The sequence below is a fragment of the Microbacterium sp. Cr-K20 genome (assembly GCF_000708325.1).
Classification (GTDB): domain Bacteria; phylum Actinomycetota; class Actinomycetes; order Actinomycetales; family Microbacteriaceae; genus Microbacterium.
Window position 1 is genome coordinate 182,541 of sequence record NZ_JARE01000047.1, and the last position, 13,585, is coordinate 196,125.

A 13,585-nucleotide genomic window follows, 5' to 3' on the forward strand; every position below is an offset into this window, starting at 1 on the left:
GGCGGGGAAGCGATGAAAGGCGGGTGAACTCGTGGCCGACATCACCGAGCCCCTCGCCGCACACAGCGCTGCGGTGCTCGACTACGGCGCGGCCGGTCCATACGCTGTCGCCTTCGGCTCCAGCGGCGAGATGTGGATCACTCTCGTGAACACCGGAGAGCTCGTGCGGCGGTCCCCGGACGGGCGCGAGCACCGGTTCACCATCGGCGAGCGGCCTGGTCAGCTCGCCGTGACCTCCGAAGCGACGTGGTGCGCGGTTACCGGCGCAGATCGGATAGCCATCATCGCGAGCGACGATCGGCTGAACTTCATCGACGTTCCGGGTGGGCCGTACGGCATCGCGGCTGTCGGCTCCGATGCGTTGGTGACCCTTATGCAGGAGAACAAGCTCGCCGTGGTCAGCCGGGACGGACTCCGCAGCGAGGTCGCCGTCCCCCTGGAAGGCGCATACCCGGCGATGGCCACCGCCCACCGGGACGGCTCTGTCTGGGTCTCGCTCAACCAGCGGGGGGTGCTCGAGCGATGGGATGCCGCAGGCGGTACCGATCTCATCACGCTGCCCGACGGCGCAGCCCCCGTCGGCATCGCGGCAGCAGGGGAGTATGTCTGGTCCGCCGACATCGCGCGGGGGAGCATCCTCCGGGTCGACGGCGATCGGCACGTCCGCGACTTCGTCCTCGCACCGGACAGCCGACCGCACGCGGTGATCGCCGACGACACCGGGTGCTGGTTCACGGAGTGGGGAGCGAACAGGCTGGGCAGGATCACCGCGGAGGGCGATCTCGCCGAGTTCGATCTCTCCGGCATCGGAGAGGAACCGCACGGCCTGGCTCTCGATGGTGACGGCGTCGTGTGGGTTGCCTTCGAAAGCGGGGTCGTTGCCGGCATCGGGCTGTAGAGGGCGGTTCGAACCGCCGCGCCGCTCTGTTCGGAAGCGGAGTTCATTCCCCGGTGCTACCCGTAGGCTGGAGGGATGGCGGAGAAGTCCTGGTCTCTCGGTCGCGCACTGCGCGGCATGTTCGTCAAGCCCACCATCGATGAGACGACGTGGGAGGACCTCGAGACGGCGCTGATCACGGCCGACTTCGGGCCCGACATCAGCGAGCGCGTCGTCGAGGAGCTGCGGGCCAAAGTCGACAAGTACCGCACGACCGATCCTCGGGACCTCCAGCGCATGCTGCGCGAGACCCTCGAAGAGCACTTCGCGAAGTTCGACACGACACTCAAGCTCACCGAGCGTCCGGCCGTCGTGCTGGTCGTCGGCGTGAACGGCGTTGGCAAGACGACCACCATCGGCAAGTTCACCAAGTTCCTCCGCGGCTATCAGCGCAGTGTCGTCGTCGGTGCAGCCGACACGTTCCGCGCAGCGGCAGTCGATCAGCTCGCGACCTGGGCGCAGCGCGGGGGAGCGGCGATCGTCCGTCCGCAGCAGGAGGGCCAGGATCCTGCATCCGTCGCCTTCCAGACCATCGAGTACGCCAAGCGCGAAGGTATCGAGATCGCGATCATCGACACCGCCGGCCGCCTGCACACCAAGGGCGGGCTCATGGACGAGCTCTCCAAAGTGAGACGCGTCATCGAGAAACAGGCTCCCATCAGCGAGGTGCTGCTGGTCCTCGACGCCACGACGGGCCAGAACGGCGTGATGCAGGCCGAGGCGTTCCTGGAGCACGCGGGCGTCACGGGCCTCGTCCTGACCAAGCTCGACGGATCCGCGAAGGGCGGGTTCGTGCTTGCGGTGCAGGAGCGCACGGGCATCCCCGTGAAGCTGCTCGGACAGGGCGAGGGGATCGACGATCTCACCGGATTCACCCCCCATGTGTTCGTCCAGTCATTGGTCGGTTGATGACGGGACTACCGCAGTGAGCACGAGGCTGGTTTCATAGCGTTATGGCGATCGAACACGACTACTTCGGACTCCTGTCCTCGGGCCCCGACGGCTCGATCTTCTGGTCGGAGACCGTCGAACTCGGAGACCAGAGCGTCACCGTCGATCTGACCGCTCCGGACCAGGACGACGTGTCCGCGGACGCGCTGGACATCGCCGCGGGTCTCATCGCCGGACTTGAGAACGTCGATGACACCGCCCGGCGGGGCATGCTCGCCGAGGTCGATGACCGCACCAGCGAGGTGACCGAGTACATCCTCCAGCAGCAGGAGGCCTACGGCGACGATCTCCCGGAGGTCCTCGTCGACGTGTCAGGGGATGCGGCCGTGGACATCATCCGCTCGCTGCGCCTGATGAGCATGACCATCCTCGCCGACGAGCACGGAGGCTCGGAGCCCTTCGCCGTCCTCGAGTACGCCCTGGATGACAGCTCATCCGACGACGTCCTGCTCGTGAATCTCGGCTCGGACGGCACGGTGCAGTCGGTGATGAGCGCCGACTGAGCCACCGTCCCGGGGTGCACCCGGGACGACGGTCGATCAGACGGCCTGCGCGAACCCGAGGTCGGCGCTCTCTGCGATGTGCGACAGGTGGTCGGGGATCTCGCGCCCCTTGGACACCATCGACTGTGCCCACAGGCGCCCCGCACGGTACGACGACCGCACCAGCGGACCTGCCAGCACGCCGAGGAAGCCGATTCGCTCCGCCTCTTCCTTGAACTCGACGAATTCCGCCGGCTTCACCCATCGCGCGACCGGCAGGTGGCGGGGCGTGGGTCGGAGGTACTGCGTGATCGTGATGATGTCGCAGCCGGCTTCGTGCAGATCGTTCAGGGCTTGCACGACCTCTTCCGGCTCCTCGCCCATGCCGAGGATCAGGTTCGACTTCGTGATCAGTCCCGCATCGCGTGCCTGGGTGAGGACGTTCAGCGAGCGCTCATAGCGGAACGCGGGACGGATGCGCTTGAAGATGCGGGGCACCGTCTCCACGTTGTGGGCGAACACCTCCGGGCGGGCGTCGAAGATCTGTCCCAGGAAAGCGGGGTCGGCGTTGTGTTCGTTCGCGAGCAGCTCGACCCCGGTGTTCGGGTTGAGTTCGTGGATCTTCCGCACGGTCTCCGCGTTGAGCCACGCTCCGGTGTCCGGCAGATCGTCGCGGGCGACGCTCGTCACCGTGGCGTAGCGCAGGTTCATCCGTGCCACGCTCTCGGCGACGCGGCGAGGCTCGTCGGTGTCGTAGGCATCGGGCTTCCCCGTGTCGATCTGGCAGAAGTCGCATCGACGGGTGCATTGAGAGCCGCCGATGAGGAATGTCGCCTCGCGATCCTCCCAGCACTCGTAGATGTTCGGGCAGCCGGCCTCCTGACACACCGTGTGCAGATCCTCACTCTTGACGAGGGAGTGGAGTGCCGTGTAGTCCGGGCCCATCTTCGCCTTGGTCTTGATCCAGTCCGGTTTCCGTTCGATCGGCGTCTCCGCGTTCCGGATCTCGAGTCGCAGGAGCTTGCGGCCCTCGGGGGCGGCGGTCATGCGCGGGCTCCTGTCAGCTCGGTGCGACCGTATTCGGTGACGAATGCCTCCGTCACCGCATCGACGAGATCGAGGGGGGACACGGCGGCGCCGACGACCTCGCTCACCGTCGTGACGCCGGCGTCGGTGATGCCGCACGGGACGATGCCCTGGAATCCGGCGAGCGTGTTGTCGCAGTTGATCGCGAAGCCGTGCATCGTCACCCCTTGCTGTACCCGTACACCGATCGCTGCGACCTTGTCCTCGGAAAGCGGGCGCCGCACCCACACTCCGCTCCGACCGTCGACCTGATAGCCCTCGATCCCGAACGGCTTGAGGATGTCGATGAGGAGGCGCTCCAGGCGACGCACATGCGCGACGACGTCGATGGGCTCGATCAGCCGCACGATCGGATACCCCACCAGCTGCCCCGGGCCGTGCCAGGTGATCTTGCCCCCGCGGTCCACATCGATCACCGGTGTGCCGTCCTGCGGACGCTCGTGCGCTTCGGTGCGTTTTCCCGCCGTGTAGACGGCCTCGTGTTCGAGGAGGATCAGCGTGTTCGGACGGATGTCGGCGACCACGCCGGCATGAACGCGTCTCTGCAGATCCCACCCGGCGACGTACGGCATGGGCGTCGGAGCGAACCCCGGAGTGAGGATGTCGAGCATCACGCTCTCCTTCTCAAGTTAATTGGACTGAGGGCAACAATACCCCTTCTGCGGTTGCCCGGTGCCGGCGCTTCGCGTCGCGGTAGCGTGAGGGCATGAGTTCCACCGGCAGAGCAGGACGCCCGAAGGCGTCTTCGCGAGAGACTCTCGCGGAGGCGGCGTGCGAGCTTTTCCTGGAGCGTGGGTACGACGCGACGTCGGTCGCGGACATCACCCAGCGAGCCGGCGTGAGCAGATCGAGCTTCTTCAATTACTTCACGTCGAAGAGTGACGTGCTGTGGTCGGGCATGGACGAGCGCATCGGTGAAGCGATCCGATCGCTCGGCGGGTTGGGGAGCGGGGCATCCGGAGAGACGGTGCGCCGAATCCTGCTGCTCGTCGTGCACGGTTTCGAACCGGATCCGCTCGCCCTCGCGCTCCGCAACGCCGCGGCGATGGGATTGCAGGATGAGCTCGTGAGGGACACGGGCCTCCGTCTGGCGCGGCTTTCCGATGCCGTTGCCGCCGCGGCGCGGAGTGCCGGAATCGACGTCGTCCGTGCCGACATCGTCGGAGCTGCCTACGCCGCTGCCGTGCTTTCGGCGCTGCGTGTCTGGGCTGAGCAGGGGGCGGGGCGAGGAACGCCGGAGGCCGTGTTGCATGAGGCGCTCGGCGTGATCAACGACCTCCCCTGGAAAGAATGATCGCCGCGGACGAAACGCCGTGAGCCGGACAGGTCATGAGTGAACCCACCCCCGAGGAGGAACTCATGATTCGAGACCATTTGGACGAGTTGCTGGCGTCATCGGCGCCGGCACCGCGCGCGACGATCGAATCGGCGGAACTGCGGGCGATGCTCGCCGAGGCGAAGACCGTCGTGCAGTCACCACGGAAGAAGCGTCGCACCGTGGTGCTGAGCGGAGCGCTGGGGCTTCTTCTCGCCGGCGGTGCCGGCATCGCGACCGCGTCGTCGGATTGGCTCTGGAGTCCGGGGCTGGAGAACCCCGACCGCAGCTACTCCTACACGTCGCCCACCTGGGGTGAGTGTGAGATCCGGTACAGCGGATGGGATACGCACAACCCGCTCACGCAGACACAGGTCGATCGGATCATCGACGAGTGGTTCGCGAACACGGACGTCGAGGCGGCCGCGGAACCGTATGTGGCGGAGTACCTCGCCGCCGTCGAGGCCGACATGGCCGGCTCCGCGGAGGAGATCTCCGATCCGCGGGCGCCTGACCTGAACGCGTGGCGAGCGCACGACCAGGCCCTCTCCATGGCGCTGTATGAGGAGCTGAAGGCGAATGGCTTCGACACTGGACGCGGCGACCTGGCGGGCTCGGACGCGCACAGCCAGCTGCACTGCGAGGACGAGGACTGGGGCGGCGAGGGTGGCACTCCGTGAGCCGGCACCCGGAGGATGCGGCGCTCATCGTGGTCTTCGAGGCGAGTGCTTCGGACCTGCTCGCCTACCTGTCTCGCCGAGTCGGCCCCGACGACGCCGCAGATCTCCTGGGGGAGACCATGGTCGTCGCGTGGCGACGGGTTCGTCAGCTTCCGACCGACCCGGAGCGCGCACGCATGTGGCTCTTCGGCGTCGCGCGTGGAACGCTGCTCAACCATGCGCGAGGGGAGCGGCGGCGGTGGGCACTGGCCGACCGCATCCGCTCTCACGCCGCAGAGGAGCTCTCCACGGCACCGGCCGATACCGGCAGCGAGGTCCGCGACGCCATCGCACGGTTGGGCCCCGACCTGTCCGAACTCGTCCGTCTGGTGCACTGGGACGGCTTCTCGCTGACGGATGCGGCGGAGCTGCTGGGCATTCCTGCCTCCACGGCGCGGGGGCGCTACCAGAGGGCGAAGGTCGAGCTCCGCGCCGCGCTGAGCGTGGAGGCTCCACTCGCGTAGAATCGACAGCACCATGGCTACCTTTGGCACGCTCTCCGATCGACTCACCGAGACCTTCCGCAATCTGCGCACGAAGGGAAAGCTCACTGCTGCCGACGTCGACGGCACCGTGCGCGAGATCCGCCGCGCACTGCTCGACGCCGACGTCGCACTCGTCGTCGTCAAGGAGTTCACCGCGAAGGTGCGCGAACGCGCCCTCGGCGACGAGGTCAACAAGGCGCTGAACCCCGCGCAGCAGGTCGTCCAGATCGTCAACGAGGAACTCGTGCAGATCCTCGGTGGCGAGCAGCGGCGTCTGCAGTTCGCGAAGACCGCACCGACCGTCATCATGCTCGCGGGCCTGCAGGGTTCCGGTAAGACGACCTTCGCGGGCAAGCTCGCGAAGCAGCTCGAGGGGGAGGGGCACACGCCTCTCCTGGTTGCCGCCGACCTCCAGCGACCGAACGCCGTCAACCAGCTGCAGGTGGTGGCCGAACAGGCAGGTGCCGCGGTCTACGCGCCCGAGCCCGGCAACGGCGTCGGCGATCCCGTGAAGGTCTCGCGCGAGGGCGTCGAGTACGCGCGTCGTCAGCAGCACGACGTCGTGATCATCGACACCGCGGGTCGTCTCGGCGTCGATGCCGAGCTCATGAAGCAGGCCGCCGACATCCGCAAGGCCGTCGACCCCGATGAGGTCCTGTTCGTCATCGACGCGATGATCGGTCAGGATGCCGTCAACACGGCGAAGGCGTTCCAGGAGGGTGTCGACTTCACCGGCGTCGTCCTGTCCAAGCTCGACGGCGATGCCCGCGGTGGGGCGGCGCTGTCGGTGGCCTCGGTCACCGGTCGTCCGATCATCTTCGCCTCCACAGGAGAGCGTCTCGAAGACCTCGAGCCGTTCCACCCCGACCGCATGGCGAGCCGCATCCTCGACCTCGGCGACATCCTGACCCTCATCGAGCAGGCCCAGCAGGCCTTCGATGAGGAAGAGGCCATGAAGATGGCCGAGAAGCTCGCGACCGAGGCCTTCACCCTCGAGGACTTCCTCGACCAGCTTCAGCAGATGAAGAAGATGGGTTCGATGAAGAAGATGCTCGGGATGCTCCCGGGCATGGGTCAGATGAAGCAGCAGCTCGAAGACTTCGACGAGCGTGAGATCGACCGCACCGAGGCCATCATCCGCTCGATGACCCCGGGGGAGCGTCGCAACCCCAAGGTGCTCAACGGCTCGCGTCGTCTGCGCATCGCGCGTGGTTCCGGCATGACCGTCACGGACGTGAATCAGCTGGTGCAGCGCTTCGAGCAGGCCGCGAAGATGATGAAGACCGTGGCCCGCGGCGGCACGCCGAACATTCCCGGTATGGGTGCTGTCCCCGGAATGGGGCGCCCCGGCGCGTCGTCGAAGCGGGGCAAGAAGGGCAAGTCGTCGAAGGGATCCCGCTCGGGGAACCCCGCCAAGCGCGCGGCGGAGAACGCCGGAATCACCGCGACCTCGACGCCGACCGGTTCGGGCTTCGGCCTCGGTGGTGCCGCAGGCCAAGCGCCGAGCGAGGCCGACCTCGCCGAGATCCAGAAGCTGTTCGGCAAGGGCTGAACCGCGCTCAGCGCGGAGCGGCCAGGGCGGCGGCGGATGAGGTCTCCCGCGATCTCCCGATGTCTGCGGTTGGCCGCCGGGCGACGATCTGTCCCAGGACGAGCGCGCCGATCGTCAGGACGAGGCCGATCGCTTGGACACCGGTGAACCGCTCGCGCGCGACCAGCACCCCCAGGATCGTCGCGACGATGGGGGAGAGCAGTGCGAGCAGGCCCGGCGCGATCACCGGGAGTTGCTGGACGCCGCGGAACCACAGGGTGTACGCGACGATCCCGCCGGCGGTGCCGAGCCAGAGATAGCCGAGCGCGGCTCCACCGTCGATCGCGGCGGGCACGCCCTCGACCGCGAGTGTGAGCGGGAGCAGCAGCAATCCGCCAGCCGACAGCTGCCATCCGGCGTACGCGATCGGGCCGACCCCCTCAGGTCGCCCCCAGCGCTTGGTGAGGATCATCCCTGCTCCGGTGGCGGTGACGCCTCCGATCGCGGCCAGCACGCCCCAGAAGTCGAGTTCCGCGGCCGGCCCCAGGACGACGAGCGCCACGCCGCCGGCTCCGATGACTGCCGCCGCTGCGGTGAGGGGTCTGATCCTCTCCTGCAGGACGAGGGCGCCGAGCATCAGCACGATGAGCGGTTGAGCTCCCGCAACAGCAGCGGCGACTCCGCCGGGAAGCCGCTCGGCCGCCAGGAACAGGAGGGGGAAGAATGCGCCGATGTTGAGTGCGCCGAGCACGAAGGACTTCCACCACCACGACCCGTGGGGCAGTCGTCGGCTGATGAGCACGGCCAGCAGCCCGGCCGGGAGGGCGCGAAGCAGGCCGGCGAAGAGTGGATGGCCCGGCGGAAGCAGCTCGGTGGTGACGAGGTACGTCGTTCCCCAGGCGATGGGGGCGAGTGCGGTCAGCAGCACGAGCATCAGGCGGTTCATGGTTCCAGCGTGCTCCCCGCGCTGACATGAGTCCAACGCATGTTTGTCACGTTATCCATGAAGTGTCATCATGAACGAATGGAACTCCAGCAGCTCCGATACGTCGTCGAGGTAGCGGAGACCTCCAGCTTCACTCAGGCCGCCGAACGCTGCTTCGTCACGCAGTCCGCGTTGAGTCATCAGATCGCCGCTCTCGAGCGTGAGCTCGGTCAGCGACTGTTCGTGAGATCGAGTCGCAGCGTCCGACTGAGCGAGGCGGGGGAGGCGTTCCTGGAGCACGCGCGGACGGCGCTCCGGGCGGCAGAGCAGGCGCGGGAGAGCGTAGCCGCAGCGGTGGGCGTGGTGACCGGCACGCTCCGGATCGGCGTCATCCCGACGGTGACCGCCGTCGACATCCCGGAGGTGCTGGTCGCGTACCGGGCCGCGCATCCGCTCGCGCGAGTCGAGCTGCAGGTGGGGAACAGCGACGTGCTGATGACGCGCCTGCGTCGCGGCGACCTCGATGTCGCCCTTCTCGGTCTCCGCGAAGGGACTCAGCCGCTGGGTGTGGCTTCGCGCGTCCTGTCGCGGGACCGGCTGATGGCGGCGCTCCCTCGTGGGCACGAGCTGTCCGAGACCGGTGTGGTGACGTTGCACGACCTCGCCGGTGCGACGTTCGCCGACTTCCCGGCGGGCACCTCGGGGCGCGCGCAGAGCGATGCCGCCTTCGCATCCGCGGAACTGTCGCGGGATGTCGCCTTCGAGGCGGACTCCGCCACCCTCCTCCTCGGTCTGGTCGCCGCCGGGCTGGCGGTGACTCTGCTCGCACCGGGGACGATCGAACGATCTGCGGCAGATGTCGCGACCGCCGAGGTCCGCGACGGTCCCGTACGCGTGGAGCACCTGGCGTGGGACCTCGCGGCACCACGGAATGTGGCGAAGGCCTTCCTCGCCGTCATTGACGACGTCGTTCCCGGGAACGCGAAAGCGGGCCCGGAGGAGCACTCCGGACCCGCTGTCCTGTGACGTCAGGTCACTTCACGTCGTCGTCGACCCAGTCCATCGACTTGGTGACGGCCTTGCGCCACAGGCGCAGCTGACGGTCGCGCTCCGCGTCCTCCATGGAGGGCTGCCAGCGCTTGTCTTCCTGCCAGTTCGCGGACAGGTCATCCAAGCCGTTCCAGAATCCGACGGCGAGGCCGGCTGCGTACGCTGCGCCGAGTGCCGTCGTCTCTGCGACGACCGGGCGCACCACCGGCACGCCGAGCACGTCGGCCTGGAACTGCATGAGCGCATCGTTGGCGACCATGCCGCCATCGACCTTGAGCTCGGTCAGGTCCACTCCGGCGTCGGCGTTGACCGCATCGAGCACGTCGCGAGTCTGGAAGGCCACGGCCTCCAGCGCAGCGCGCGCGATGTGGTTCTTGTTGGCGTAGCGGGTGAGGCCCACGATCACGCCGCGGGCGTCCGAGCGCCAGTACGGTGCGAACAGACCCGAGAAGGCCGGGACGATGTACACGCCGCCGTTGTCCTCGACCTGCTCGGCCAACTTCTCGACCTCGGGGGCCGAGGAGATGATGCCGAGCTGGTCGCGCAGCCACTGGATGAGCGATCCCGTGACAGCGATGGAACCCTCCAGCGCGTAGTGGGTCGGTCCGTCGCCGAGCTTGTACCCGACAGTGGTCAGCAGCCCGTTCTTCGAGTGGACGATCTCCTCGCCCGTGTTGAAGATCAGGAAGCAGCCCGTGCCATAGGTGTTCTTGCTCTCGCCGGTCTGGAAGGCGGCCTGTCCGAACGTCGCGGCCTGCTGGTCGCCCAGGATGCCGGCGATCGGCGTCTCGCGCAGCAGCGACGAGCTCTCGGCGGTGCCGTACACCTCGGAGGAGGAGCGGATCTCCGGCATCATCGAGCGCGGCACGCCGAACGCCTCGAGGATGTCGTCGCGCCACTCGAGCGTCTCGAGGTCCATGAACATCGTGCGGGAGGCATTGGTGACGTCCGTGACGTGCACGCCGCCATCGGCTCCACCGGTGAGGTTCCAGAGGACCCAACTGTCGGTGGTGCCGAAGATCAGGTCGCCCGCCTCCGCCTTCTCGCGCGCGCCCTCGACGTTCTCGAGGATCCAGGCGATCTTGGTGCCGGAGAAGTACGTCGCCAGCGGCAGGCCGACGACCGGCTTGAACCGCTCGACTCCGCCGTCAGCTGCCAGGCGGTCGACGATGTCCTGCGTGCGTGTGTCCTGCCAGACGATCGCGTTGTAGGCAGGCTTTCCGGTCTTCTTATCCCACACGACAGCGGTCTCGCGCTGGTTCGTGATGCCGACGGCGGCGATGTCGTGACGCGTCAGATCGGCCCGCCCGAGGGCCAGCCCGATGACCTCCTGCACGTTGCGCCAGATCTCGGCCGCGTCGTGCTCGACCCAACCGGCCTTCGGAAGGATCTGTTCGTGCTCCTTCTGGCCGGTCGCGACGATGCTGCCCTTCTTGTCGAAGATGATCGCGCGACTCGACGTCGTTCCCTGGTCGATGGCGATGATGTAGTCAGCCACTTGTGCTCTCCTTTGAATTCAGTGCGATGGGGTGTGCGTCAGGCGGCGAGGCCGAGCAGCACGGGTGCAGCAAGGGCGGCGATCACACCACCGATGAGGGGGCCGACGACGGGGACCCACGAGTAGGACCAGTCGCTGGCACCCTTGCCCTTGATCGGCAGGATCGCGTGGGCGATGCGCGGACCGAGGTCACGGGCGGGGTTGATCGCGTAGCCGGTCGGACCACCGAGCGACGCGCCGATTCCGACCACGAGCAGCGCCACCGGCAGCGCGGTGAGCGGCCCGAGGCCTCCGGGCACGCCGACCTCGATGTCGCCGTAGTCGGCGAACGCGAAGATGCCGAACACGAGCACGAAGGTGCCGATGATCTCGGTGACGAGGTTCCACCCGTACGAGCGGATGGCGGGGCCGGTCGAGAAGACGCCGAGCTTGTTGGCGGCCTCCGGCTCCTCATCGAAGTGCTGCTTGTAGGCGAGCCAGACGACGATCGCACCGAGGATGGCGCCGACGAGTTCCGCCGCCGTGGCGGTGAGGAACATCACGACGCTGATCTTGCCGGCGACCATGAGGCCGATGCCGACTGCGGGGTTGAGGATCGCACCGGAGTACGCGGAGACGAGCACACCGGCGAAGACCGCGAGGCCCCATCCCCAGTTGACCATCAGGAAGCCGCCGCCGAAGCCCTTGTTCTTCGCAAGGGCCACGTTGGCGACCACACCACAACCGAGGAGGACCAGCATCGCTGTACCGACCAACTCCGAGAGGAAGTAGAGACCGAGATTCACATCAGCCATGTCTTCTTTGACCTTTCTTGTGTGTCGAGGCCCCTCTGCCCCGACACTTTATGGGGTTGCACCGCGAGGAGGGCGGCAGTCCGAAGTCCTGTCAGCCGCGGGTGCGGGAGCGGATATCGAGTCCGTGTCGTTCGTTCAGCAATTGGCGGGTCTGGTCGAGTTCGGCGTCGTGGCGCGCGCGGTCCCAGCCGAGCATCGGAGCGAGCGCGTCGGCGATCTCATCGAGCACCTCGGCGTTCGCGTTCCCGGTGAAGGCGATGCTGGTGCGGCGGAGCACGATGTCCTCGAGGCGCGCCACCATCTCGTTCTGCACCATCCACTCGAGTTCGCGGGTGGAGAGGTCGCCGCCGGCAAGGGGGGAGTCCGGTCCCTGCTCGACGTACGCCCACACGTCCGCCGCGCGGGTTCCGTATCTCGCGAGCAGCTGGTCGGCACGTGCCCCGGCGCCGGGGAGGTTCTCCTGGACCCAGATGCGGCGTGCCTTCTCGGTGCGCGGGAACTCGCGGCCGCCGCCGATCGCGCGTCCGGCGGTGGAGACTGTCCTGGTGCGGTCGATCAGGCTTAGCACGGTGTCGGAGAGCGACTCGCCGAGCGCGCGGAACGTGGTCCACTTGCCGCCGACGAGGCTGACGAGCGGGACGGCACCCTTCTCATCGACTTCGATGCGGTAGTCGCGTGACACGAACCCGGGGGCGGTGTCCTCGTGACGCGGCAGCGGACGGATACCGGAGAACTTGTAGACGATCTGATCGCGGGAGACCGGAATCGTCGGGAAGACGTGGTGGATCAGTTCGAAGAAGTAGTCGACCTCTTCCTCCGTGCACACCGGGACCTCGCGCGGGTCGGCGTCGATGTCGGTGGTGCCGACGAGCACTCGCCCCTTGAGCGGGTAGATGAGGACGATGCGGCCGTCGGAATGCTCGAAGAAGATCTCCCGGCCCTGCGTCGCCTCCAGCAGTTCGGGGTGGTCGAGCACGATGTGCGAGCCCTTGGTTCCGCCCATGAACCGGGTGTCCTCGCCGAGCGCGTCGTTCGTGAGGTCCGTCCAGGGGCCGGACGCGTTGACCACGACATCGGCGTGAACGCGGAATTCGGTGCCGCTCTCGCGATCGCGGAGGACCACCTCATCGCCCTCGCGCGCGATCGCCTCGACGTAGTTGAGCGCGTGTGCTTCGGGGTGTGCTGCGCGACCGTCCTGGAGCACGTCGAGCGCGAGACGCTCGGGGTCGTGCATCGACGCGTCGTAGTAGGTCGCCGTGTACTTGATGTTCGGGTCGAGCGACGGCAGTTCGGCGAGCGACTTCTTCCGACCGAGGAAGCGGTGTCGGGGCACCATTCCGCCGTCACGCGAGAACGTGTCGTAGATCGTCAGGCCGACCTTGATCAGGAACGCGCCGCGTTCCTGGGGCTTGCCGCTCTTGTGCGTCAGGAATCGCAGGGGAGCGGACAGGATGCCGGAGAAGGTGGAGTAGATCGGGATGGTCGTCTGCAGCGGCTTCACGTAGTGAGGGGCTATCTTGAGCAGTCCGTTGCGCTCCTCGACGGACTCGCGCACGAGCCGGAATTCGCCGTTCTCGAGATAGCGGATCCCGCCGTGGATCATGTGGCTCGACGCTGCGGATGCGCCCGATGCGAAGTCGCCGCGCTCGACGAGCACGACATCGACACCTTGGAGCGCCAGGTCGCGGAACGTGGAGATGCCGTTGATCCCGCCACCGATGACGAGCACCTTGGTGCGTCCGGATTCGCGGACGGCGCGAACCTCTGCGCGCTCCGCTGACGAGTGTGTGGAATCGATCATCGTCGACCCTC

The 13,585-nt window shown here is 67.4% G+C and carries 14 protein-coding genes; 8 read left to right on the forward strand and 6 right to left on the reverse strand.

What is annotated here, in order from left to right; genetic code table 11:
• Positions 1 to 31 precede the first annotated feature (31 nt).
• The 3 genes from GZ67_RS0108975 (at position 32) to GZ67_RS0108985 (ending at position 2,391) form a co-directional block, all read left to right on the forward strand.
• Positions 32 to 898 (forward strand): Vgb family protein, encoded by an 867-nt coding sequence (locus GZ67_RS0108975; protein ID WP_051662442.1) that lies wholly within the window; start codon positions 32 to 34, stop codon positions 896 to 898.
• Positions 899 to 973: 75 nt separating this feature from the next.
• On the forward strand, positions 974 to 1,846 hold the full coding sequence (ftsY, locus tag GZ67_RS0108980) for a signal recognition particle-docking protein FtsY (protein WP_029263526.1): 873 nt from the start codon (positions 974 to 976) through the stop codon (positions 1,844 to 1,846).
• A gap of 44 nt (positions 1,847 to 1,890) precedes the next feature.
• Entirely contained in the window at positions 1,891 to 2,391 is a 501-nt protein-coding gene (locus tag GZ67_RS0108985; protein WP_029263525.1) for a DUF2004 domain-containing protein, read from the forward strand.
• Between the two features lie 36 nt (positions 2,392 to 2,427).
• Here GZ67_RS0108985 and lipA read toward each other — a convergent pair whose 3' ends face one another.
• Entirely contained in the window at positions 2,428 to 3,417 is a 990-nt protein-coding gene (lipA, locus tag GZ67_RS0108990; protein WP_029263524.1) for a lipoyl synthase, read from the reverse strand.
• The gene (lipB, locus tag GZ67_RS0108995) at positions 3,414 to 4,067 is read right to left on the reverse strand and encodes a lipoyl(octanoyl) transferase LipB (protein ID WP_029263523.1); all 654 of its coding nucleotides are present in this window, start codon (positions 4,065 to 4,067) and stop codon (positions 3,414 to 3,416) included. The genes lipA and lipB overlap by 4 nt, the downstream gene beginning before the upstream one ends.
• A gap of 95 nt (positions 4,068 to 4,162) precedes the next feature.
• Between lipB and GZ67_RS0109000 the strand changes: the two genes are divergently transcribed.
• The 4 genes from GZ67_RS0109000 to ffh all read left to right on the forward strand — a co-directional run bounded on the left by GZ67_RS0109000 (position 4,163) and on the right by ffh (position 7,527).
• Positions 4,163 to 4,750 carry a TetR/AcrR family transcriptional regulator gene (locus GZ67_RS0109000; protein ID WP_029263522.1) on the forward strand — a complete coding sequence of 196 codons (588 nt, stop codon included), beginning with the start codon at positions 4,163 to 4,165 and terminating at the stop codon, positions 4,748 to 4,750.
• 65 nt (positions 4,751 to 4,815) lie between these two features.
• Positions 4,816 to 5,451: a hypothetical protein gene (locus GZ67_RS0109005; RefSeq protein WP_029263521.1), complete on the forward strand. Its 636-nt coding sequence runs from the start codon at positions 4,816 to 4,818 to the stop codon at positions 5,449 to 5,451.
• Positions 5,448 to 5,954, forward strand: a complete 507-nt coding sequence (locus GZ67_RS0109010; RefSeq protein ID WP_051662443.1) for an RNA polymerase sigma factor — start codon at positions 5,448 to 5,450, stop codon at positions 5,952 to 5,954. Before GZ67_RS0109005 ends, GZ67_RS0109010 begins: the two co-directional genes overlap by 4 nt.
• Positions 5,955 to 5,967: 13 nt before the next feature.
• Positions 5,968 to 7,527, forward strand: coding sequence for a signal recognition particle protein (gene ffh, locus GZ67_RS0109015; protein ID WP_029263519.1), 1,560 nt, complete (start codon positions 5,968 to 5,970; stop codon positions 7,525 to 7,527).
• A gap of 7 nt (positions 7,528 to 7,534) precedes the next feature.
• Here ffh and GZ67_RS0109020 read toward each other — a convergent pair whose 3' ends face one another.
• The gene (locus GZ67_RS0109020) at positions 7,535 to 8,452 is read right to left on the reverse strand and encodes an EamA family transporter (RefSeq protein WP_029263518.1); all 918 of its coding nucleotides are present in this window, start codon (positions 8,450 to 8,452) and stop codon (positions 7,535 to 7,537) included.
• 78 nt (positions 8,453 to 8,530) lie between these two features.
• Between GZ67_RS0109020 and GZ67_RS0109025 the strand changes: the two genes are divergently transcribed.
• Positions 8,531 to 9,457 (forward strand): LysR family transcriptional regulator, encoded by a 927-nt coding sequence (locus GZ67_RS0109025; RefSeq protein ID WP_029263517.1) that lies wholly within the window; start codon positions 8,531 to 8,533, stop codon positions 9,455 to 9,457.
• 7 nt (positions 9,458 to 9,464) lie between these two features.
• Here the strand turns inward: GZ67_RS0109025 and glpK are convergent, their stop codons facing one another.
• From glpK to GZ67_RS0109040, 3 genes are all read right to left on the reverse strand, one after another.
• Positions 9,465 to 10,979, reverse strand: coding sequence for a glycerol kinase GlpK (gene glpK / locus GZ67_RS0109030; protein WP_029263516.1), 1,515 nt, complete (start codon positions 10,977 to 10,979; stop codon positions 9,465 to 9,467).
• Between the two features lie 38 nt (positions 10,980 to 11,017).
• A complete protein-coding gene (locus GZ67_RS0109035; protein WP_029263515.1) occupies positions 11,018 to 11,773 on the reverse strand; it encodes an MIP/aquaporin family protein in 756 nt (251 codons plus the stop codon).
• Positions 11,774 to 11,864: 91 nt separating this feature from the next.
• A complete protein-coding gene (locus GZ67_RS0109040; protein ID WP_029263514.1) occupies positions 11,865 to 13,574 on the reverse strand; it encodes a glycerol-3-phosphate dehydrogenase/oxidase in 1,710 nt (569 codons plus the stop codon).
• Positions 13,575 to 13,585 lie beyond the last annotated feature (11 nt).